The sequence below is a fragment of the Pseudomonas sp. AKS31 genome (assembly GCF_023634765.1).
Lineage (GTDB): Bacteria > Pseudomonadota > Gammaproteobacteria > Pseudomonadales > Pseudomonadaceae > Aquipseudomonas.
This window is the reverse complement of the sequence record NZ_JAMLFX010000002.1, coordinates 837637-860086: the sequence shown is the minus strand read 5'-3', so window position 1 is coordinate 860086 and position 22450 is coordinate 837637. Positions and strand designations below refer to the sequence as shown.

General features: G+C 55.4%; 21 protein-coding genes and 1 pseudogene. 7 read left to right on the top strand and 15 right to left on the bottom strand.

Going from position 1 to position 22450, the window contains the following annotated elements; all coding sequences use genetic code 11:
* The first annotated feature begins 100 nt into the window (after positions 1–100).
* The gene (locus M9827_RS09810) at positions 101–802 is read left to right on the top strand and encodes a response regulator (RefSeq protein WP_007912171.1); all 702 of its coding nucleotides are present in this window, start codon (positions 101–103) and stop codon (positions 800–802) included.
* Positions 803–806: 4 nt separating this feature from the next.
* Positions 807–2108: an ATP-binding protein gene (locus tag M9827_RS09805; protein WP_250605275.1), complete on the top strand. Its 1302-nt coding sequence runs from the start codon at positions 807–809 to the stop codon at positions 2106–2108.
* Between the two features lie 67 nt (positions 2109–2175).
* Here the strand turns inward: M9827_RS09805 and pncA are convergent, their stop codons facing one another.
* The gene (gene pncA, locus M9827_RS09800; protein ID WP_250605274.1) at positions 2176–2802 is read right to left on the bottom strand and encodes a bifunctional nicotinamidase/pyrazinamidase; all 627 of its coding nucleotides are present in this window, start codon (positions 2800–2802) and stop codon (positions 2176–2178) included.
* Between the two features lie 300 nt (positions 2803–3102).
* Here pncA and M9827_RS09795 point away from each other — a divergent pair, with 300 nt between their 5' ends.
* Positions 3103–5370 (top strand): hypothetical protein, encoded by a 2268-nt coding sequence (locus M9827_RS09795; protein ID WP_250605273.1) that lies wholly within the window; start codon positions 3103–3105, stop codon positions 5368–5370.
* 44 nt (positions 5371–5414) lie between these two features.
* Here M9827_RS09795 and M9827_RS09790 read toward each other — a convergent pair whose 3' ends face one another.
* The 3 genes from M9827_RS09790 to M9827_RS09780 form a co-directional block, all read right to left on the bottom strand.
* Complete coding sequence (locus M9827_RS09790) at positions 5415–6173, bottom strand: anti-sigma factor family protein (protein ID WP_250605272.1); 759 nt, start codon at positions 6171–6173, stop codon at positions 5415–5417.
* Entirely contained in the window at positions 6170–6655 is a 486-nt protein-coding gene (locus M9827_RS09785; RefSeq protein ID WP_502943441.1) for an RNA polymerase sigma factor, read from the bottom strand. Before M9827_RS09785 ends, M9827_RS09790 begins: the two co-directional genes overlap by 4 nt.
* Positions 6656–6718: 63 nt before the next feature.
* Positions 6719–7252, bottom strand: coding sequence for a tetratricopeptide repeat protein (locus M9827_RS09780; RefSeq protein ID WP_250605270.1), 534 nt, complete (start codon positions 7250–7252; stop codon positions 6719–6721).
* Positions 7253–7411: 159 nt separating this feature from the next.
* Between M9827_RS09780 and M9827_RS09775 the strand changes: the two genes are divergently transcribed.
* Positions 7412–8185 (top strand): class I SAM-dependent methyltransferase, encoded by a 774-nt coding sequence (locus M9827_RS09775; protein ID WP_250605269.1) that lies wholly within the window; start codon positions 7412–7414, stop codon positions 8183–8185.
* A gap of 441 nt (positions 8186–8626) precedes the next feature.
* Positions 8627–9628, top strand: a pseudogene (gene ilvA, locus M9827_RS09770) (threonine ammonia-lyase, biosynthetic); the annotation flags it as partial.
* A gap of 24 nt (positions 9629–9652) precedes the next feature.
* Here ilvA and M9827_RS09765 read toward each other — a convergent pair.
* Together M9827_RS09765 and eco are read right to left on the bottom strand one after the other, a co-directional pair.
* On the bottom strand, positions 9653–9958 hold the full coding sequence (locus M9827_RS09765; protein ID WP_250605268.1) for an NIPSNAP family protein: 306 nt from the start codon (positions 9956–9958) through the stop codon (positions 9653–9655).
* Positions 9959–9979: 21 nt separating this feature from the next.
* Positions 9980–10465: a serine protease inhibitor ecotin gene (gene eco, locus M9827_RS09760; RefSeq protein ID WP_110719216.1), complete on the bottom strand. Its 486-nt coding sequence runs from the start codon at positions 10463–10465 to the stop codon at positions 9980–9982.
* 368 nt (positions 10466–10833) lie between these two features.
* On the opposite strand from eco, the gene M9827_RS09755 reads away from it, so the two are divergent.
* Positions 10834–11103: a DUF1652 domain-containing protein gene (locus tag M9827_RS09755; protein WP_007912157.1), complete on the top strand. Its 270-nt coding sequence runs from the start codon at positions 10834–10836 to the stop codon at positions 11101–11103.
* On the opposite strand, the gene M9827_RS09750 is transcribed toward M9827_RS09755, so the two are convergent.
* Entirely contained in the window at positions 11100–11498 is a 399-nt protein-coding gene (locus M9827_RS09750; RefSeq protein ID WP_123449690.1) for a hypothetical protein, read from the bottom strand. The genes M9827_RS09755 and M9827_RS09750 overlap by 4 nt on opposite strands.
* An 89-nt stretch (positions 11499–11587) precedes the next feature.
* Positions 11588–11857: a DUF2790 domain-containing protein gene (locus M9827_RS09745; RefSeq protein WP_250605267.1), complete on the bottom strand. Its 270-nt coding sequence runs from the start codon at positions 11855–11857 to the stop codon at positions 11588–11590.
* A 490-nt stretch (positions 11858–12347) separates the two neighbouring features.
* Between M9827_RS09745 and M9827_RS09740 the strand changes: the two genes are divergently transcribed.
* Entirely contained in the window at positions 12348–12644 is a 297-nt protein-coding gene (locus M9827_RS09740) for a hypothetical protein (protein WP_123449692.1), read from the top strand.
* Between the two features lie 108 nt (positions 12645–12752).
* On the opposite strand, the gene M9827_RS09735 is transcribed toward M9827_RS09740, so the two are convergent.
* The 7 genes from M9827_RS09735 to tssI form a co-directional block, all read right to left on the bottom strand.
* Positions 12753–13721: a tetratricopeptide repeat protein gene (locus M9827_RS09735; RefSeq protein WP_250605266.1), complete on the bottom strand. Its 969-nt coding sequence runs from the start codon at positions 13719–13721 to the stop codon at positions 12753–12755.
* Positions 13722–13726: 5 nt separating this feature from the next.
* The gene (locus M9827_RS09730; protein ID WP_250605265.1) at positions 13727–14683 is read right to left on the bottom strand and encodes a tetratricopeptide repeat protein; all 957 of its coding nucleotides are present in this window, start codon (positions 14681–14683) and stop codon (positions 13727–13729) included.
* An 83-nt stretch (positions 14684–14766) separates the two neighbouring features.
* Complete coding sequence (locus M9827_RS09725) at positions 14767–15798, bottom strand: tetratricopeptide repeat protein (RefSeq protein WP_250605264.1); 1032 nt, start codon at positions 15796–15798, stop codon at positions 14767–14769.
* Positions 15799–15800: 2 nt separating this feature from the next.
* Positions 15801–16769 carry a tetratricopeptide repeat protein gene (locus tag M9827_RS09720; protein ID WP_250605263.1) on the bottom strand — a complete coding sequence of 323 codons (969 nt, stop codon included), beginning with the start codon at positions 16767–16769 and terminating at the stop codon, positions 15801–15803.
* A gap of 9 nt (positions 16770–16778) precedes the next feature.
* Positions 16779–20078, bottom strand: a complete 3300-nt coding sequence (locus M9827_RS09715; RefSeq protein WP_250605262.1) for a hypothetical protein — start codon at positions 20076–20078, stop codon at positions 16779–16781.
* Between the two features lie 32 nt (positions 20079–20110).
* Entirely contained in the window at positions 20111–20974 is an 864-nt protein-coding gene (locus M9827_RS09710) for a DUF4123 domain-containing protein (protein WP_250605261.1), read from the bottom strand.
* Positions 20965–22450, bottom strand: a 1486-nt coding sequence (tssI, locus tag M9827_RS09705) for a type VI secretion system tip protein TssI/VgrG (RefSeq protein ID WP_250605260.1), incomplete at its 5' end; no start/stop codon positions are given. The genes M9827_RS09710 and tssI, both read right to left, overlap by 10 nt.

Sequence of the window (22450 nt, the reverse complement as noted above, 5' to 3'; positions counted from 1 at the left end):
GAGCAGGCTCGCTTCCACATGGGATCGCATTCCAAGTGTGGGAGCGAGCCTGCTCGCGAATGTGCCTCATCGTTCGCCACAGCACTTTCTGGATCACCCCATGCCCAACATCCTCCTGGTCGAAGACGACACCGCCCTCGCCGAACTGATTTCCAGCTACCTGGAACGCAACGGTTATTCCGTCAGCGTGATCGGCCGTGGCGACCATGTGCGCGAGCGGGCGCGAGTCAATCCGCCGGATCTGGTGATCCTCGACCTGATGCTGCCCGGCCTCGACGGCCTGCAAGTCTGCCGTTTGCTGCGCGCCGATTCGGCGACGCTGCCGATCCTGATGCTGACGGCGCGCGACGACAGCCATGATCAAGTCTTGGGCCTGGAAATGGGCGCCGACGATTACGTCACCAAACCCTGCGAGCCGCGCGTGTTGCTGGCTCGGGTGCGCACCTTGTTGCGCCGTAGCAGCCTCGGCGAACCGCTGACCGCCAATGACCGCATTCTCATGGGCAATCTGTGTATCGACCTGTCCGAGCGCACCGTCACCTGGCGCGATCAACCGGTGGAGCTGTCCAGCGGTGAGTACAACTTGCTGGTAGTGCTGGCTCGCCATGCCGGCGAAGTGTTGAGCCGCGACCAGATCCTGCAACGCCTGCGCGGTATCGAATTCAACGGCACCGACCGCTCGGTGGACGTGGCCATTTCCAAGCTGCGCCGCAAGTTCGACGACCACGCGGGCGAGGCGCGCAAGATCAAGACCGTGTGGGGCAAGGGTTATCTGTTCAGCCGTTCTGAGTGGGAATGCTGAACTGATGTTTCGCATCCTGTTTCGCCTGTATCTGGTGACGATCGTTTCCTACAGCGCGGCGATCTATCTGGTGCCGGATCTGGTGGTCATGGCGTTCCGCGATCGCTTCGTCACTTACAACCTCGACTATTCGCGCGGATTGCAGTCGCTGATCACCCGTCAGTTTCACGCCGTGCCGCAAGCGCAATGGCCGGCGCTGGCGGCGTCGATGGACAAGGATTTCCAGCCGCTGCATATCGTCCTCGCGCGGATCGACGATGCCACGTTCACCGCCATCGAGCAGGAGCGCCTGCGTCGCGGTGAAAACGTCGTGCGCATTGGCGATTGGGGCTGGCGCACGCTGGCGGTGACGCCGCTGGATGACACCACTGCCGTGCAAATGGTCGTGCCGCCGGATCCGATGGACGTCGATCTGTTGTACTGGAGCATCAACGTGCTGATCGGTGCGACGTTGCTGGCCTGCCTGTTGATGTGGCTGCGCCCGCACTGGCGTGATCTGGAACGCCTCAAAGGCACCGCCGAACGCTTCGGTAAAGGTCACTTGAGCGAGCGCACGAAGATCGCCCCGAGTTCCAACATCGGCAGCCTCGCCAACGTCTTCGACACCATGGCGGGCGATATCGAAAACCTGCTCAATCAGCAACGTGACCTGCTCAACGCCGTGTCCCATGAACTGCGCACACCGTTGACGCGCCTGGATTTCGGCCTAGCCCTGGCCCTGTCCGATGACTTGCCGGCCGCCAGCCGCGAGCGCCTGCTGGGACTGGTCGCGCACATTCGTGAGCTGGATGAACTGGTGTTGGAGTTGCTTTCCTACAGCCGCTTGCAGAATCCGGCGCAACTGCCGGAGCAGGTCGAGGTGTCGCTGGATGAGTTCATCGACAGCATTCTGGGCAGTGTCGATGATGAGCTGGAGTCGCCGGAGATCGTCATCGACGTGCTGCTGCACGGTCAACTGGAACGCTTTTCCCTCGATCCGCGCCTGACCGCGCGGGCGATCCAGAATCTGCTGCGCAACGCCATGCGCTATTGCGAAAAGCGCATTCAGATAGGCGTGCAGGTCAATGCCGAGGGCTGTGAGATCTGGGTCGATGATGACGGCATCGGTATCCCCGATGACGAGCGTGAGCGGATTTTCGAGCCGTTCTATCGACTCGACCGCAGCCGTGATCGCGCCACCGGCGGTTTTGGCCTCGGCCTGGCGATCAGCCGTCGGGCACTGGAAGCACAGGGTGGCACGTTGACCGTAGAGTCGTCGCCGTTGGGCGGGGCACGTTTTCGGTTGTGGTTGCCCACTAACGTCTGAGCTTCATGACGCTGAAAATATACCTGTGGGAGCGAGCTTGCTCGCTCCCACAGGGGACTGTGGTTGTTCAGATCAGTTCAGTCGATTGAATCAACCCGACGCCGGCGTCCTGCATCCGCTCAATCGCTGTCGCCAGTGATCCATTCAGATCGATCGCCCGGCACGCATCCAGCACTACATAAGTATTGAACCCCGCCGCCCGTGCATCCAGCGCCGAAAACATCACGCAAAAATCCAGTGCCAGCCCCACCATGTAAACCGTATCGATCCCGCGCTCTTTCAGGTAGCCGGCCAGCCCCGTGGTGGTGCGGCGATCGGCTTCCAGAAAGGCTGAATAGCTGTCGATATCAGGGTTACAGCCCTTGCGGATGATCAGTTGGGCATGAGGCAAGTCGAGTCCCCGGTGAAACTCGGCTCCCGCTGTCGATTGCACACAGTGGTCGGGCCAGAGTGTCTGCTCGCCGTATGGCAACTGAATGACATCGTAGGGCTGGTGACCGGGATGACTGGAGGCGAATGACGCGTGGCCGGTCGGGTGCCAGTCCTGGGCCATGACCACCTGCGTGAACTGACGGGCGAGTCGGTTGATCAGCGGCACAATCAGATCACCTTCCGGTACCGCTAATTGGCCACCGGGGGTGAAGTCGTTTTGAACGTCGATCACCAGTAAGGCAGTGCGAGACGAAATCGCCATCGGGGGAGTACTCCTGGAATATGACTTTTTCTTCGGCGTGGAAGTAACGTTTCTCTTGGCGCAAAACGACTGCTCAACGAATTCAGACGTGGGATAAGTCGCTCTACGATTGCTGCGAATGGCGCCGGCTTTCGTTCGCCTTTTGCGGTCACTCCGACCAATGGTAGCGTTTTTACCGGTTTTACAGGGGTCACCTGTCAGATCTGACAGTAGGCAACCGCGGGCGATGGGTGTTTCATGCGCAGGACGAGAACCCCTGCTTCCGATCGTATCGGACTCTGTTCCCAAAGGATGATCACTATGGACGTCAAGACCCTTGAAAAACCGCGAATTGCCGGCATGAGTCAGCCGGTCCCCGGGCCAGAAAATGCAGATGCAGGGCTGCCTCTGGCACTGACTTATCTGTACCCGGAAGGGGTGAAGGTGTTCATCGAACCCGCCACTACCGCGCAGGACAATGACGTCTATGCCGTGCGTTTGAACGGAGAACGGGTTGCGGAGAAACCCATCGCCACCGGCGAGGCCTCTCAACGGGTAATCGTCTATGTGGCTGCGGACAAATGGAAGAGTCCGCTGAATGTTCTTGATTACGGGATAGAGCGAGATGGCGTGGAGCTCGAAGCTTCGGCGCCGTTGACGGTTATTTATCACGACAAGCGTCCGGGTAACGTGGACCGTTTTCCTGAGGAGGAAGGCCATTCCGAACTGGTGTTTGAAGTGGCTCCGGATGCGCTGGACGAAGGTGTAGACGCCGAGCGTGCGCGAACAGGCGTAAGCATCAGCGTTACCTACCCGATAATGAGAGCGTTCGACACCATCGTGTTGTATTGCAATGGTAAAACCTTCAGTCATGTGGTCAGTGAGGAAGCGGCGGATCAGCAGCGGCCCATCCAGATGACCATCGATGAGGCGGCCTTTCGCGCGGCCGGGGACAGTGCGCACTTTGAAGTGCGTTACACGGTATTTGATCGTGTGGGTAACAGTCCCGATGTCAACAGTCCGAACTCGGCCAGCCAGTATCTGTACGTCAACCTGGATGGCACTTGGTATGACCCGCCGATCCTCAGCGAGGACCCCGATGATCCTGACGATGATGCCAGCAGCGTCGAACTGGAAAAACTGGCTGGCGAACCGGCAATTGCACAAATCTATGTATCGCGCAGTTGGCTCAGAGACGATGAAATCCGTTTGACGGGGCGCTTCTATGCCAAGGACGGAGCGTTACTGGAACATTTGACGCTGACCGAAAAAGTGAAGAATGCACCGTTTTCCTACTCGATCCCTGTGCCTTACGCAGCGTTTGCTGCTGCCGCGAAGGGACATGCAGTGTTTTCGTATCAGCGCGTCAGCCAGGGGGTCGAACTCGACCGCTCCTATGTCCTGAAAACCAGTATCACTGGCGAGCCCGCTGCGCCCCTTTTACCACCTGCACTGGTGGGCTCCGGTTACCTGATCGATCCTCTGGATTTGCCCAACGGTGTGACAGCCCGAGTCGAATACCTGGAGGATCAACCCGGGGACAAAGCGCGGCTGTTGGTCCAAGGCATAACCGGGCCGGGCTCGCCAGTCTTTGTTCCAATCGCCTTCAACAAGAACCACCGGGCCAACTTTCTGATCGAGTCTTCAGTGCTGGCGGCCAGTCATGGCAAGACAATCCAGCTGTCATGGGAGTTGCTGCGAGGTGCGGCCCCTCAACCCTCCGCGCACCGTGACGTGGTGATCAAGCGGATCGAGGATCGGGATCGACGGCTGCCCACACCCGATATCCCTCAGGCCAGCAACGGGATACTTGATCTGGGTGATTTTACCGGTGGTGCGCAGGCGCAATGTGCGGTGTGGCCATTGATGGCGGAAGGGCAATTGCGTTGGTTTCGTTTGCACGGCACAGATATCAACGGTGACAGTTACACGATTGTCCTCGCCGAGGCTGCTCCAGTGACAGCGCCGGAAAAAGACAGCGGGCTGGATAATGCGTTGCCTCGCAGCGAACTCCGGAAACTCAAACCGGGTACGTCCGTGCGCATGGAGTTGAAAGTTGCCTATGACGGGCTCAATGACGAAACCACTGCAGTGGTGTTCAAATCGCCGACATTCACCGTGCTGAATTCTCCCGCGACGTTAATGGAAGATTTCACCGGCGTGCCGAATCAGACGGCACGACAAGGCGCAATCATGGAAACGCCCACTATGCAGATCACGTTCAAATCCGGTGACGGCGAATGCGCGATCATGCCTCGTTCCGACATCGGTCAATCCTTTCCCGGTCGAATCGATGGTCAGGTACTGAGCATCGGCCGCGACGCCTTTGGCGAGGCTGTGCAGGTAGTGGAAATAAAACTGAAGAATGCCTGCTCGCGAATCAGTTTTTTTCATTTAAGCGTTAACTATGAGGACAGCACCGTGGCTTACTACACCAGCAACGGGGAGCTCTTGGGGCGTCAGGCGTTAGGTTCGTCCTACGGCACACCGGTCAATGTTGCCTTTGATGCACCGGGGATCGCACGACTTGAGTTCCATAGTCCGAAACCTGACTGGTTTTCCCTTGACTCCTTTAAAGTGGATGCCTAGTGCCGTCAGACCAGTTCCGCCAACTTGAACTTGCGGTCAAGGCACTAGCCGATGGATCGCGATTTCAACAGCGTTGCGCTCTGCTCAAGTGCAGCCGCCGGAACGTGTCCGATCAACATCCAGGCATGTTCATGCTCTGTCCAGAACACTACGTTCATCTCGTGTCGACGTTCATGCTCAAGCGCTCGGCTACCCTGGTTCGAGCGCGTGACGCATAACGCCAGAGGCCCATGCCTGGCATCGAGGTACATGATCTGTGCGATCGGCACACCGTCGTATTCGAGCACTTGTGCGCGTTTGAATTCGGCACCCGGCAGTTTCAACGTGGCGGGTGAGAGATTCAGGCCCAGACGCACATCAACCGTGCGCAGTTGCGCGCGTTGGGAGGCTTCGTCGGTGGGCAGGTGATCAAGCGTTTGCGGCACATACAGCGCCATGTAATCGGCCACCAATGCGCGCCAGTTGTTCGATTGCGCGGCGTGCCAGCCGAGGAACAACCGGTCGGCCAACACGCCTCCGGCCAACAGCGCTGCGGCCGCGCCACCGATAAACCAGCGGCGACTCAGCCCAGGCTTTTCTGGCGAAGGAATGGCATCCAGCCGCGCTTGCAGACGATCGAGCGGTGCCTGTTGCGCGAGCTCGTCATAGGCGTTCTTGTACGGCAGATTGCTGCGGCTGAGCCATTGCACGCGCAGACTGAGCAACGAGTCTTCGGCAATGGCATTGTCGAGTTGTTGGCGATCGTCGCCGTCGAGTTCGCCATCCAGGTAGGCGACCAGTTGCTCATCCGAAGGTGTGTTCATGAGCGGTCTCCTTCGGTGGGTTTCGGCACTGCCTGCAGTGGCGGGTATTCGGCGAGTTTGAGGCGGGCGGTGGCCAGACGGCTCATGACGGTGCCGATCGGCACTTGCAGGATTTCAGCGACTTCGCGGTAGGACAAACCTTCGACGTAGGCGAGGTAGACCGTTTCCCGCTGGATTTCAGGCAGCGCATCGACGCGGCGAATCACTTGCGCCGCCATCACGTGCGTTTGCGCCGCGTATTCACCATCGAACGCCAGTTGACCATCGGCATCGACCTGTCCCGTCCCCTGACGCACGCGCCGAGCCCGAACTTCATTGAGCCAGATCGAATGCAGAATACTCAGCAACCAGCGATCCATGCGCGTGCCGGCGATGTACTGACTGGCGCGCTCCAGCGCTCGCACACAGGTGGCTTGCACCAGATCCTCGGCCACGTGCCGATTGCGCGACAGCAACAGACCGTAGCGCCACAGTCGCGCCAGGTGCTGTCCGAGTTCTGCTCTGAATGCCTGATCGTTGAAAATGATGGCGGCCCTTATAAGTGCTCAGGTTTTCGATGAATCGTTGATGGCCTCAGCCAGGTCCTGGTATTCCTCGCAAGAGGTGCCGCAAATCGATTGGATCTGCTGCAACTGTTCCTGCGCCAGGTCGACGCGGCCCTTGATCACATAGGCCTCGCCGAGGTATTCGCGCACTTGCGCATACTGCGGATCGAGCTTCACCGATTGCAGGTAATAACCGATGCCTTCGTCGGTGCGCCCCAGCTTGCGCGTGGCGTAACCGCGATAGTTGAGGGCCTTGGCGGTGTTCGGCTGCTTCAGCGTGTCGAGCAGCGCCAGTGCTTCTTCGTAGCGACCGGCCTTGGCGAGGCGATAGGCGTAATCAGTACGGTCAGCGTCCGGCAGCAGACTGCTGGTTTGCAGCACACACTTCTGCGTTTTGCTGTCCCAGACCTGGCCTTTCGGGCATTCGGGTTTCTGGACGGGGTCTTCTTCGTCACCATTGGCCAGGGCCAATTGGCTGGACATCGCCGCGACCAGCAGCAACGGGGCGGCGAACATAACGGAACGGATAGTCATGGGCAAGGCTCCACAGAAGGTTATGTTTCACTTTGAACACCACAGGGTGAATTTTTATTCATTGCATTGTCAGTGACTGTTCAAGGTAAGCGTAAATTCAAGCGCTATGCTCGGGAGCGTCTGCCGTCGATCCGATGTTTTGCCGTAAGGAGCGTTGCCATGACCGATCACGTCCATCACTCAGCCGCTGCCGGTTACAAAACGGCTGCCGACACCTATGTGAAAGGGCGGCCGGACTATCCGCCGCAGGTCAGTCAATGGTTAAGCGCGACGCTGGGGCTGGACAGGCATAAAACCGTGATCGATCTGGGCGCCGGCACCGGCAAGTTCACCGGGCGTCTGGTGGCGACCGGCGCGCAAGTGATCGCCGTTGAACCGGTGGCGCAGATGCTCGAAAAGCTGTCTGACGCCTGGCCCGATGTGCTGGCCGTAAGCGGCACCGCGACCGATCTGCCGTTGCCGGACGCCTCAGTGGATGTGGTGATTTGCGCGCAGGCGTTTCACTGGTTCGCCAGCGCCGAGGCGCTGAGCGAAATCGCCCGGGTGCTCAAGCCCGGTGGCAAGTTAGGGTTGATCTGGAACCTGCGTGACACCAAAGCCAGTTGGGTGCCGAAACTGGATGCCATCGTCAACGCGCTGGAAGGGGACGCGCCGCGCTACTACACCGGGGCCTGGCGCACAGCGTTTCCGCACCCGGCATTTGCGCCACTGCAGGTCGAGCGGTTTCACCATGGACACACCGGCTCACCGGAAGACGTGATTTTCAATCGGGTGCGCTCCACCAGTTTCATCGCCGCGCTGCCGGAAGCGCAGCGGGCGAAGGTCGATGAGCAGATTCGTGCGTTGATCGCCGCAGAGCCTGAACTGCGCGGCAGGGATGTGGTGACGGTGCCTTACGAAACCGCCGCATTTTTCGCCGTAAAAAAGGGCTGAATCCCACGACATTCCAGTGTAGGAGTGAGCCTGCTCGCGATAGCGGAGTGTCAGTCACCTCATCTTTGGCTGACCTCCGCTATCGCGAGCAGCCTTCCCTGGTGTGATGAGAGCGTCGCCAGACTAACGTCGACGCTAAATATTTGTCATTGACTTGCCCGTTGCGCACAGGCTAATTTCCAGCCCATGACTTCCACCGTATTGCGCTGCCAGCCAAGCATTATTACCGCCATTCCTCATTTGGCGGGCTAGCTCACGACTGCAGCACCCAACCCGCCCTAGAGGCGGGTTTTTACTTTCTGTCTCCGGGGTTTTTGAAATGTGGCTCATGTAGGAGCTGCCGAAGGCTGCGATCTTTTGACTTTGATTTTTCTAAAACAAAATCAAAAGATCGCAGCCTTCGGCAGCTCCTACAGGGACCGTGTGAATTCTGCCAAGGAGATGTTCATGAGTTACACATACGATCAGCAAACCCTGCTTGAGCATTACGTGAAAAAGATCCTCGCCGCGCCGGTGTACGACCTCGCGGTGCGCACGCCTTTGCAAGCGGCGCCGGCGTTGTCTGAGGCGCTGGGCAACCGGATTCTGCTCAAGCGCGAAGACCTGCAACCAACGTTCTCCTTCAAGATCCGTGGCGCCTACAACAAACTGGTGCAACTCAGTGATGAGCAAAAGGCGCGGGGGGTAATCACGGCATCGGCTGGCAATCACGCGCAAGGCGTGGCGCTGGCAGCGCGCGAGCTGGGCATCGCAGCGACCATCGTCATGCCAGCGACGACGCCGGAACTGAAAGTGCTGGGTGTGCGCAGTCGTGGCGCTGAAGCGCTGTTGCATGGCGAGAGTTTCCCGTTCGCACTGGCCCATGCGCTGCAACTGGCAGAACAGAGCGGACGCACATTCGTGTCGCCGTTCGATGACCCGGAGGTGATCGCCGGGCAGGGCACCGTGGCAATGGAAATTCTTCGTCAGCATCAAGGTGCGCTGGATGCGATTTTTATCCCGGTGGGCGGCGGCGGTCTGATCGCCGGCATCGCGGCCTACGTCAAATACCTGCGCCCGGAAGTGCGGATCATCGGCGTTGAATCCGAACATTCGGCGTGCCTGAAAGCCGCGCTGGAAGCGGATCAGCGCGTGGTGCTGCCGAGCGTCGGCACCTTCGCCGATGGCGTGGCGGTAGCGCAGGTCGGCGCGTTCGGATTTGAGGTTTGCCGCTTTTGCGTCGACGAAGTCATCACCGTTAGCAACGACGACCTCTGCGCAGCGATCAAGAATATCTACGACGATACCCGCTCGATCACCGAACCCTCCGGCGCCCTGGCCGTGGCCGGGATCAAGCAGTACGTAGCGCGAACCGGGGTGCGCGAGCAGACATTCGTGGCGATCGACTCGGGCGCCAATATCAACTTCGACAGCCTGCGCCATGTCGCCGAGCGCGCCGCGATGTGCGGCGTCTCGGCATGATGAGGTTTACGGCAGCAACGGGCGCAGGAAGCTGCGCTCGTAGCTGACGATGAACTTCTTCTCGACCAGGCTGGCAACCAGTGCGGTGCTCTCCGGGTCGGTCATGGCGATGTGCCGATAGCTTTCGTAATCCGCCAGCGACGGAAAACTGAACAGGCAATAGGCGATATTGCTGGCGCCTTCGGACGGCAAAAAATAGCCATGATGAGTGCCGCCCAAGCGCTCGATGATGCCGAGCCAGGCTTTGGCATAGGCCTCGAACTCGGGCAACTGGTATGGATCAATGACATATCTGACGTGGCAGGTAATCACGCAACGGACTCCTTGTTCGGGTTATTCCTGCAGGGCTGTACCGACTTTGTCCGAGGCCGACCAGATGCGATAACGCACCTCGACGTCCGACGGCGCATACACCACGACCGGCAACTTGCTGTTGTACCGCAGCATGAAGCCGTCACCGACGACAGGCACGAAGGCGCGCTTCTTCTGGCTGCCGGGCGGGCAGGCCATCATCGTGCTCATCGGCCCGATGACTTTTTCCAGGCGATAGAACGGATAACCCCAGCCTTCAAGATTCTTCTCATCGAGAACGCCGCCCAAACGCTGGCGATTGCAATCCACTTCCAACGTTTTGCCGGCGAGAATTTCCACCTGGAAGTTTTCTTCCTGCTCCTGCTTGGGCAAGTGAATGACCTGGCGGGTGAACCCGGCTTCAGCCTTCGGATACGGCGCAACGTCTTCAAGCTTGGCGGCGTGGGCGAGGGTGGACAGGCTGGCGATGAACAAGCCGGTGGTCGCGTAGACGCGTAAAGAACCCATGGAAGCCTCCGTGCGGGTGTAGGGTAGATGACGGGCATTCTTACCGTCATGGGCCGTGATTGCAAACCAGTGTCGAGTTGCAAATTGCAGTGCTGGCAGGGGCGATTCTTGCAATTTGCAAATAGCCAAATACTGGCACCGCCGCCAAGTGCTTGATTTCATGAGGGTGAAAATTAGCCGATGAAAGGCACGCTTTATGCGTCTTTTCAGTGCGGCGCACCGGACTTGGGCGCCTACACTCCAATGGGCATTTCGCAGTACCACCGCTTGTCGTACCCAGGGAAACAGCGGGGAAACACCCGTGCAGGGTCAGCAACGGTCAGCGTGAATACTTGATTGGCATTTCACAGTAAGGAGAGGGTTTCGCCATGTTTCTGTCTGCCTTGGAACTACGCAACATCATTGAAAGCAGTTTTTTGCCGAAACGCTGCCAGTGCACGCTGTCGCCGGACTTGTCGATGACCGTCAAGGTTTTCGGCGATCACCAGACCGATCAGGTCGATCTGTTGGTCAGTGGCATCGACGCCAGCCACCTCAATGGCTGTCGTGAAATCAACGAACTGATCGCCGGGCTGCGATCGGATCTGAACCAGCAAACTGTGCAACATCACTACAGCCCACGCTCCAGAGTCGTCTAACGCACCGTTTCACCCAGTTCGACCGTCACGCGCCGGGCCTGCACAAAACCAAGGCCCAGCGCGAACTCGACCAGCACCGCGAGCAAAATCCCGGGGCCGGCATGACCGTTGAGCCATTCCGCAAAGCCCAGCACCGCCAAACCAAAACAACCGACGATAAACCCGTTGCTCAGCGCATTGCGCCCCAGCGACGGCGGCGCGTTGCGCACCAGATAAAACATCACCCCCAACGCCGCAAACAGCACCGCACTGCGCCGCGCGACAAATCCTGCTGCGTCGGAATACTCGATGCTCCAGATCGCCAGCAGACTCTCCGGGAAAATGCCCCAGGCCAACGCCAGCAAAAAACACAACGAACAAGTTAAGCCCGACAACGTGCGAAACGACAACTGCATGGCGAATCCTTGCGGCAGTGAGGAGGGCTCCGAGCATAACCGCCGAAACTCCCCACGCCTACCGCCAACCCGCAAATCAGACGTTTCTGTCAGTTCTGGAAGTTGCACGCGTCAGACAATTTCCGGTAGCTGACTTCCTCAGGTCTACCGGCGTTGTCGATGTACTTCATGTCGGCCGTGACCACCTTGCACAGTTGCGTTGGCGGCTCGGTCAACGACACCACTTTGGCCACATGCAGTGGCATGCCGTACTCATACGGCACGGCTTTGGACGTGGCAGAAGTGTCATTGGCCTGGGCCAGCCCGGCAAACGCGGTGCAGGCGAGGGCGGCGGTGAGCAATAAAGGACGAATGTTCATGAAAGGACTCCCGAGTGGCGGTTCTAGCGTTCGGCGTGATTCACCCGAACCTGCCGCACCGGGCAACAGCCAAAACGGCTGAGGGCGTGCGGTTCAGTAGAGTTTTTGACCACGGCGTTAAGGGATGGTTAACCGGGCTGAACGCCGGCTGTCAGGGAGTGGGTGGTTTTCTTAGGGATGTTTGGCGAATTCCTACAAAGGCTGGTGCCTTGTCTGCTTTCGGCGGCTGGAGCGGGGCGGTTACTGTCGGTTGCCGCTGCAAAATCAGTGGTTCGGGTTTGGTCACCTGGGAATAATCGATTGCATATGTGCCATCATTTGCACCGCGGAGTTCTTTGACCGTGAAGTGCATAGCTGTGGCGGCCGTGTGCAGGACGCCTTCGGGCGAGCTGAGTTGATTGTTCTCGGTTGACCAAGCCTGTACACGGTCCGCCTCCCACCGTTTGGTCACGGTGTCGGCGGTTACTTTTGAAACAATCGAGTAATCAACATGCCAATAATCAAACTGCTACAAAACCGCTATCTCCCCCTAAGCAGCAACGTCACCGAAACCCCGACGCTACTCATCGACACCCAAGCCAACCCGAAAGACATCCTCGAAGCCGCCGTCCAGCGCATCCGCGCCGCCGCCGACCTGCTCGAAACCCTGCATTGCCTGTGCTTCAAGCACGCTGATGTGCAGGACATTCCCCACATCACCCATGCGCTTTACCTGCTGACGCAGGATGGCAATGATCTGCTGCAGGTGGCGCAGCAGGAGATGTTGAGTTGGAAGGCGCCGGTTTGATGGGCTAGTGAAATCGGCAGGGGTGAACAGCTGAATTTACGCTGGCTGATTCGCTTGCTGCCGGTTAATAACGGTCGGTTGTTGTGCGATTAACAACCGAGACCACGGTCAGTTTCCCAGTTTGTCAGGGAAAAATGAGAGGGGTGGGTGTGATTTTTTCCACTGGGCTGCGAATTCGTCTGCTTCCTTTATCTGGCTCGGGGTCATTTTCGCTGCAATTTCTGGAAGCACTTCTTCAACATAGACTTGCACGTTGCCCCCTCCATCAAGATCCTTCAATAATGAAGTGATTGCATACCCCTTCACCAAATCGAGCTCGAACCCGAATCGATCGGGAGCATGTGCTAAATAGGCGCCATAGCTGCTTACGCCACTTTTGTACCCTTTCTCCGCAGCCATTTTTATCCAATGGCGAGCTTCTTTGAGATCACCATCGTTTTCATGCAAATAGGCGGCGTAATCCATCATGGCTCGCGGGTTGCCGCCTTCTGCTGATGCCCTGAACCATTTGCCTACGGATTCATTACGCTTCCAGGGAAGTAAAAAGCCTTCTCCTTGGCGGTCACCTATGGCCATCCAGTATTGCGCTTCAGCATTGCCAGCATTAGCGGATTTTTCTAGCCAGTCTCGGTTCAGCGTCACCTCGTACATGATGTACATGGCTTCTTCATCGCCTTGTTCTGCTTTGGGTTTTGCTAACGTTTCTACATTGCGTAGCCAGTCGGAAGGAGTTTGCTCGGTCTCGGGGCAGTTACTCATCGTTTTGCAGAGGTCATTTCCGCTTCGGCCAAGTTGAATCATCGCGTATATGGAGCCATTCATCGCAGCCGTTTCATACCAGTGCTGTGCTTCGGGTGTCATATATCGGTTGCGCTTTCTTAGCGCTTCACCTAGGTAGTATTGCGATTCCACGTTTCCAGATTGCGCTTCTTTTTCTAATACAGGAAAGGCTGCATCAAGCTTTAACTGGTTGTATAAAGTAATGCCTGCAGATACTTCGTGCGCTGGCAGCGACGCAAAAGTAGGCGTGGCACTTGTTAATAGTGTCGCGATAATAAAATATCTAAATTGCCTCACTGGCGTTAATATCCTAGCTTGTCAGGGAAAAACGAAAGAGGTGGGTGGTTGGCCTTCCACGTTTTTGCGAGTTCTTTTGCTTTCTCTATCTGCTCTTTTGACAGGTTTTTTTCCACTTCTGGCAAAACATCGTTAACATTGTTTATTACGTTTCCACCACCATCAAGCTCTAGTAGATTTGATAGTAGCGCATATGACGTCACTGGGTCTGAGGTGAATCCGTATTTTGGTTCAACGTCGCCTATATAGGATGCATAACCAAAAACTGCTGATACGTAGCCTGAATCTGCAGCTTTTTCATTCCAGGTTCTAAACGATGAAGAGTCGCCTTTTTCAATCCTGACAGCGGCAAATCCCATCATAGCTGGAGGATAGCCATTCTCTGCAGACGCTTTCATCCACTTTTCGATTTCATCTGATCTTCTGGAGGGCAGTAGGAATACTCCGCCACCTTCTTGATATTTAGTCGCTAAACGATATTGTGCCAATGCGAAACCTTTTTCTGCAGATTTTTCTAACCATTCATCGTTCCCTGTTATTTCCCATAACAAGTACATAGACTCAGCATTTCCATGAGATGCCTGATCAGTCGCTAGCTTCTTAGCTTCATTTATCCAGCCTTCAGGCGATCGCTCAGAGGGGGAACAATTTTTCATAGTTACGCACAAGTCTTGATCCGCTCCTCCGAGCCGAATCATAGAATAAATATTGCCTTTTTTTGCTGACGCCTCGTAAGCTTTTTGTGCTTCCAGAGTCAAGTATCTGTTGTTTTTCCTTATTGATTCACCTAGGTAATAGAGTGCCTCATCATCGCCACCATCAGCGGCGATCTTCAAGAACTTAATCGCAGAAGTGGCTTTGTATTGATTGTAGAGTTTTATCCCCTCGTTTTTTGATTTTTGTTGTTGGTTGGATAGCTCGGAGTTTGCATGTTTGCTAAGCAGTATGCATGCAAACGCCAAGCTTAGAGTCAAGATTTTGAGTGGTTTAAAGTAACTTGGTCTCGCAATTAAGCTTGTTTTTAATTGTAGAGACTGATGCAAGATCAAAAGCCTATTTTTTCAGGGAAGAAAGAAAGAGGCGGGTGAGTAGCCTTCCATTCAATCGCATATTTTTTTGCTTCCTCAATTTGAGCGGGCGTCATTTTCTCCGCTATTTGAGGTAACTTGCCTTCGACATAAGCTTGAATATTTCCACCGCCATCCAGTTCTTTAAGCAAGGATACAAGTGCGTAGCCTTTAACTAGATCTATGGAATAGCCAACCTTGTCGGGAGTATGGGATAGATACGCACCATAACTTGCAACGGCGGCTTGGTAACCGGTTTTTGCCGCCACTTCCCACCAATATCGAACACTTTCTAAATCGTTCCGTTGGAAAAGGATCGATATATATTCAATCATCGCTGGGGGGTAGCCACCTTCTGAGGCGGATTTTAGCAACTCCTCCTCAGCGTTCTTCCTCTTCCAAGGAAGTATAAATGTGCCTTCGCCCTCGGCATAACGATTGGCGAGTAACCACTGTGAAGGTGCATATCCAGCTGCCGCTGACTTTTCCAACCACTTTAACTCTGCAGTTGCATTGTACAAAATCGCCATTGCTTCGGCATCTCCACTTACGGCGCGAGGAGTTGCGGTTTTTATCAATAGGTCTAACCATTCACTCGGTTTTTTGCTTCCTGGAGGACATTGATTGATGACGGAGCAAAGATCTCCTGAAGTCGTTGCAAGTTTGAACATTGCATAGTAATCGCCCTGGGAGGCTGAAGCCTCATACCATTTTTTTTCTTCTTTATTACTATAGCGCTTCTTTTTGCGAAGTTCTTCCGCTAGGTAAAATTGGGCCTCTGCATCTCCAGCTTCTGCAGCGATACGTAACTGCATCTCAGCAGCTTTGTATTGGTTGTAGAGTTTTATCCCCTCGGTTTTTGATTTTTGTTGTTGGGTGGAGAGCTCGGAATGTGCATGTTTGCTAAACAGTATGCATGCAAACGCCAAGCTTAGAGTCGAAACTTTGAGTAGCTCAAAGTAACTTTGTCTCGCAGTTGAGCTTGGTTTTAATTGTAGAGGCTGATGCAAGATTAAAAGCCTATTTTTTCAGGGAAGAAAGACAGAGGGGGGTGTGTAGTCTTCCATTTGGTAGCAAAGTCTTCTGCTTCTTGAATCTGCGTCGGGGTCATTTTTTCTGAAATTTGTGGAAGTGTCTCCTCAACATCTGTTTGTGCTGCTCCACCGCCGTCTAGCTCTTTCAGCAGAGAAATTAATGCATATCCTTTGATTTTATCTTCCGTAAACCCGAGTGCTTTAGGGTCGACGGCTAAAAAATATCCATAGTTATATACGCCGGCCTCATATCCAATCGACGCCGCTTTTTCTACCCAATAGCGGGCTTGTTGCAGTTCGCCTTTTTCTCTATATATACCAAAAAGTTGCATCATTGCTTTAGGGTTTCCTGCTTTCGCAGAAAGTAAAAACCAATGTTCGACTATCTCTTGGCGCTTCCATGGAAGAATAAAACCTTCTCCTTGACGATCACCAATTGCCATTCGATATTGGGCGATTGCATCTCCTGCGAGTGCTGATTTCTTTAACCACTCTCTCTCTGCGGTCAACTCATACATTATGTAAAGGGCTTCCGCATCACCGCGATCGGATTTGTCTTTCGCGATTCTCGTGGCTTCAGCCAACCATTCCTTTGGTTCTTTTTTTCCTGTTGGACAATTCTTCATTGTTAAACATAGGTCATTATTGCTTCGGCCGATTCGAATCATCGAATAAAGGTCGCCTTGGGTGGCTGCGGCCTCATACCATTTATAAGCTTCATCAGTGATGTATTGTTTGTTCTGGCGTATTTCCTCTGCTAAAAAAAACTGCGCTTCAGCGTCTCCTGCTTCTGCCGCTATTCGTAATTCGGGTTCGGCAGTCTTATACTGATTGAATAGTATTATTCCGCGTTCTTTCGCTGATTGCTGCTGAGAGCTAAGCGTCGCAGAAACACATGTTGGTAGTGCGATGATTATCGCTACGGCAATTGCTTTAAGTATTGTCATGATTGTGTTTTACTCATTTATTTTTTCTGGGCCGTTATATGTTGCTCTTCCGCCAGGAAGGTATGTCCGGCCATAATGCGTAAATCGTTGACAAAATCCGTCTAGTCTCGCGCCAAGCTCCTCAACATGTTTTTTGTATCTGGCTCTCATTTGGTCGTTTCTCTGGTCAACTAAGCGGAGTATCGCTTCGGACATGAAGTTATCCATGGCTAGGCGTTGCTCGCAATAAATTTGGCCTTTGTCGAGATCTTTGGTACCAAATCTATTCATGCTGATGCACGCTTCTTCAAATTGTGCTTGAGCTTGCGTCAAGGTATTTGTTTTTTTTGCGTTACTCAGAATCCAACCCAATATCCTTTCAACTGCTTGTTGTTGAATAAGGTGGGTCTGCGATCTGTCGTAAGTATATTTTTTCTCTCGAGAAGCACTATCTGCTGAAACATCCGTGATGTTAGAGCTTTCAGCTGCTGAAGTTAATGTCATTAACATAGGGCCGAGTGCATTGGGTGTAGCATTCAAAAACCACTGCTCCAACTCATTCTGATTGCGATAAGTCATAATCGTGTGGGCAATGATGGCTCCTCTACCTCCGCCAGTTAACGCCTCATATAAAGACATCACCATATCCACACCTTGCATATAAAATATCGCCACTTCCATGCCCGCAGCGCCGAGGAAGTTAAGTTTGTCTATGTAATTAGCTGCATCATCGGTTACAAAAATCAGCGATTTATCCTGATTTTTGTGCATCTCACGGCGCAGGAGGTTAATCAGGTCAATGACGCCGTCATAACCGACTTCGAACTGGAATTCGCCGCCGGCTCCGGCACCGACAATGACGGATGCCTTGAACCGCATGATGAAGCGGCCTTCGTGCAAGGAAATACCGATGTCTGCTGATGCACCGAGGCCGTATGCGGCGGTGAAACCGGCGGTCAGTCGCGCCAGACTCGACCATTGGCTGGCTTTGGTGCTGTTGACACTATTGGCCATTCCTGGTGAAGGCGCGGTGCGCAATGCTGCGATTTCTTTTGGCGGCGCCCAGTTCAAGGCGCCTGTGAGTAGAATCCCTGCCTGCACTCCCGCAAAGAGGTTGAACTGGGCTTTGGCTCCGTCCTCTACTCGAACTTTTGCCGCGTTACCTTCCAGCACCGGTTCACTTCTCGCGGTTGCAGCGGTTGCATGTGTCGTACCCGGTCGTTCTGCGTCGGTGATTGCCGGTAGGTTCAGGCCGCCTTGTACGTTTGCACGTCCCAACTGCACGCTGGAGGAAAGGAGGAGGGTGGCGCCGGTGTATCCCCAGGCTCTAGCGCCCAGGTGGATCGAGAACCGACCTAGATTCAGGTTTTTGCGGTTTTTCTCATAGTCGAGGTAAGGGATCAGGATGTCTTTGGCCTGATCTCTGCCCGGTAGATCCATTTTCATCAATTCAACTTCGCCACGGGCGAGGTCAATGCCCAGACTCACTTCTGCCTTCGCGGAGGCTTTGAAGTTATCCGCCACACTGAATGTCGGGCCGGTTATCTTGGCGCCGGTGTGGATTGATGGCTGTGGCGGTGTGAGGCAACGCACGAGTTGAGCTTGAGGGCTATTGTCGAACAGGCGCAAGGAGCTTCTGACTTCTTCCTTGAACAGCAACTGACGAAGACGAAGTCCCCAATCCTTGCGGGCTCCGGCATCCTCAAAGGTTTCGACCTTGTAGTTCTTCGATTTCAGGTAAGAGTGGAACATTTCCACATCAAACCAGCCTTTCTCATCAAACCAGTCACTCTGCTGATCTTTGATGGCGAGTGCACCTTCAAGCCGCAGCCACTCATGGAAAGGATTGTCGTCAGTGTCCGACGTTGCTTTCCCGGTGCTGTTCCCCGGAAGTTTCTGCAAGTCTTTACTTGCCTTGGCGCCGATTTCACTCGCGTCCTTTTTCAATACCTTTGTGATGCCTTCGAGATTGAGCAGGCTCAGGTGTTTGACTGGACTGTTGGGGCTATTGAAAAGTGCTACTTCGCGCAAAGGAAAGCCAGCTTTGACCAAGCGTTCTTCCGGTTTCGGCTGAAATTGCTCGGGCTCCCACAGCAGATGTCGCAGCGGCAGGGCTGCGGCCACTGCAGCCTCTGCGTCATCGCGAAGTTGCAGGCGATCTTGCTGTATGCGCTGCCATTCTGCCTGTTCTGCCTCCACGATACCTGCAGGTGCCGCGACGTTTTGTCCGCTGGCGTCAATCCAGGCTTTATATTTCGTGCGGATCTGCTCCGTGAGCTTGATCTGCCGCTGTTCCATCTCGAGATATGTCTTGAATTTCTCGATACCTGCGCTGATGTCGCCAGTGTCAGGAATAAGCGCAAATTCCGGTAGGGCCAGCCCATAGTCGGCAACTTTCAAAATCGCATCGATATAAGCAGCAAAGTCTTTTTCGACTTTTTCGCGCTCGTTGGCGACTTCCTTTAAATAACCACACATCCGGGCTTTGCCATCGATGACGCAGTTTGTGGCGTCCAGATAGGCCTTTTTGTTTTTCTGAAAGTCTGCCTCTTTCAGAGTCGTCAACTTGCCACTCTTAGTGAGCGCAGCGCGGGCCTTCAAGTAAGTCTGCACGCGATTTCTTGCTTCGATCGCCCCTGGGGAAAACAGGTTGCCGCTTTCGTAGGTGTAGCCAGCAGTTTTTGCCTGTGCGACTGCAACCGCTTTCAGCTTTTTCCATTCGTTGTAAAGGCGCTGCAGTTTCTGCCCATCAGAGTTGGCTTCAAGCAGGCTCGCTTGCTGTTGATTGGCAAGCTCCCGATTGCGAGCGTATTCGCTTTGGTCCGGCAGTTTGTCCAGCGCTGCGGAGTTTCTAGCCTCTCGGCTGACAGCCTTCAATCGCATAGCCATGGTGGGCTGCGCGATATCGGGTTCCTGAGCCTCGATTTCGAGCATTCGGCTTTTTTGCTCGCCTTGCAGGAAATTACTCAGCTTCGGCTCCAGGAAGTATTCCAGAAGCCCCGCGGTGTTCATCCCCTTGAGTCGTTCTTCTGGAGACTTGCTGGCGCTGATATGTTGCTCGAGTTCATTCATCGCCTCTTTGATCGAGCTGGCCGCACGCTTAGGCAACAGGTAAAACATTTTTTCTTTGGTGGCGTAGATCACTTCGCCATATTCCGTCGAGCAGGCCGTCTTTACCTGGTCGAACGCGTTGGAACAACTGTCAGGCGCTTCAGGCTGGGGATCAAGTTCCAGGGCAGGCTTGCTCTCGACCGGTACCGCTGAAGTCGATGGGGTCGCAGCTGGTTTATTGAAATCTACCTTGGGTGCTTCCGAGATATCAGTTTCCATTTCGCTTCCATTCATTCTTTACGGGCGGGTCATCAAGCAGCGCTGGTAGTCAGTTGCTGCAACTGTTGCACTTTGATGAACGACTCTTCCCTGGATTGCAGGATGGCCATTGCCTGAGGTTGCGTTTCGAGCAGCGGGCCGTTGGTGATTTGGCCCAGTTTCAGTAAATGACGACCTTCGTAAATGTTGTGGGCAACCAGCACGTTGAGGTTTTCCACGAGGTTGGGCAGTTGTTCGTCGGTGGGTTCACCGTAGGCAGCGTATTGCTCGTCTGCCCAGTAAACCCAACCCAGATGCTCCTGAACCTTTGGCGCTGTTGGCGGCAGGTTGAACGCTGAGACGTCGCCCAGCCATTCAAGTTCCGAAACGGGGCGCCAACTGAGCCAGCGACCGCGATTGCGCCCGAAGTGGACCGGTGCCGGGCTGTAAACGTGTTGCCAAGGGCCGAAAAGCTGATGCGAACTTTCACCGGCGGAGTAGGCCAGCGCGGCCCACAAGCTTGGCTTGTGATAGCTCAACAGGCTTTGGCCACCGGAGCCATCGTTGGCACGCAGGAGCCAGCGGGCATGTGCCAGTGCCTTGGCTGGATCTGCTGTGGAGAGGGCAATGCCGGAGAAATTTTCTTCGCAAAGCTTTGCCGCTTCGGCTGCGAGTCGACTGCCCCACGGGGCGACCAGCCAGAGAGGGCCTTCAGCGGCGATTTCAGCGAAGTCGGTGTTGAGAAACAGACCTTGGGTGTCTACGGGCTCGCCGACACGGTATAAGCGGCTCATGGCTCCCGGCTGGCGGACGCGATCGATGATGAAACACAGGGTCAGGTCGGAGCTTTCTCTCGGCAGTTCCTCGAACCCATGACGTGGCGCTTCGAGGAGGGCGGTCAGCGCTTTTACATGCATGTGCAATCCTTACGGCTGCAGGCGCCGTTGCTTTGTTTTCCGCACAACGGCGTGATACCTGACTCGTTCAGACGCTTTGGAAGCGGGATGAGTACTTTTCCAGCCTTGTCCGCATCCGCCACTTTCATCGGTCCCGGCAGCAATGGTGCCGCAGGCGTCCCAACCCCAGGCGAGCCGCCAGTGTTGACCTTCACTTCGGCACCGCTGATGGTCACGCCACCCGCGTCGACCTTGACGAAACTCCCGCCAGCCTTGGCCGTGAGTTCCATGGCGCCTTCGACCACAACCTTCTGGCCGGCGTAGTAATGGATTTCTGACCCGGCCTCGACAAACTGCGCAGTCCCCACCTTCAAATGCTGTGTCACACCCACGGTCAGGTGATCATCCGCACGCATCTCGCTGATGCGATCCAGATGCGTAATCCGGTGCTCTTCAACCTTGAACTCACTCAGCGTGTTGGCTTCAACGGTGTCATGCCGTTCGTTACCCACCCGAATCTTCTGGTCGTGCTCGATGTTTTCGTCCCAATCGCGTTGGGCGTGGATGTAGATCTGCTCTACACCTTTCTTGTCCTCGATGCGGAATTCGTTGTAGCCCTTGCCACCCGGTGAACTCAGGGTTTTGAAGGTGCTGCGGGTCTTGTTGGCCGGCAGGTCGTAAGGGACGACGTTTTCCTTGTGGTACAGGCAACCGGTGACCAAGGGCTGGTCGGGATCGCCTTCGAGGAAGGTGACGAGGACTTCCATGCCGATGCGCGGGATGGCGATGCCGCCGTACGCTGCGCCGGCCCAGCCGCTGGCGACGCGCATCCAGCAGGTGGTTTTGTCGTCGCCCTGGCCGTCGCGGTCCCAGTGGAATTGCACTTTGATGCGGCCGTATTGGTCGCAGTGGATTTCTTCGCCTGCGGGGCCGGTGACGACGGCGGTCTGGCTGCCGAGGACTTTCGGTTTCGGGTGCTCGAGGGCAGGGCGGTAATGCGCGTCCCATGGGGTGGCGAGGAAGCTGTTGCGGTAGCCCTGGTGGAAATCGCTTTTGTTGTCGGTGACGTCGCTGGTGACGTTTTCGCCGAGCACTTGCGGTTGTTTGCCTTCGTGGAAGACTTCCAGCAGCAGCCACAGGTCGTTCCATTCGGCGCGCGGGTGTTCGGTCAGCGTGAGGAAATGGCCGCTGGTGAGGGTCGGTTCGTCACCTTTGCCTTCGGCGAGTTTGTAGTCGCTGCGGTGGCGTTCGAGGGCGCGGGTGGAAAGGAACTTGCCGCGCTCGCGGGTGGTGAAGCGGCCGGGGTAGTCGTAGTCCTCGAGGTCCGGGGCGAACTCGGTTTTGACCGCGCCTTCGGGGAGGATTTTCGGTTTTTCGAAGTCGTAATCGCGGCGGCTGACGCGGGTGGTGCGGGTTTCCAGGCGCAGGTTGAAGCGTTTGATCACCGGTTTTTCGGCGGCCATGCCGGAGTCTTGCTGGTAGCTCACCGGCTTCAGC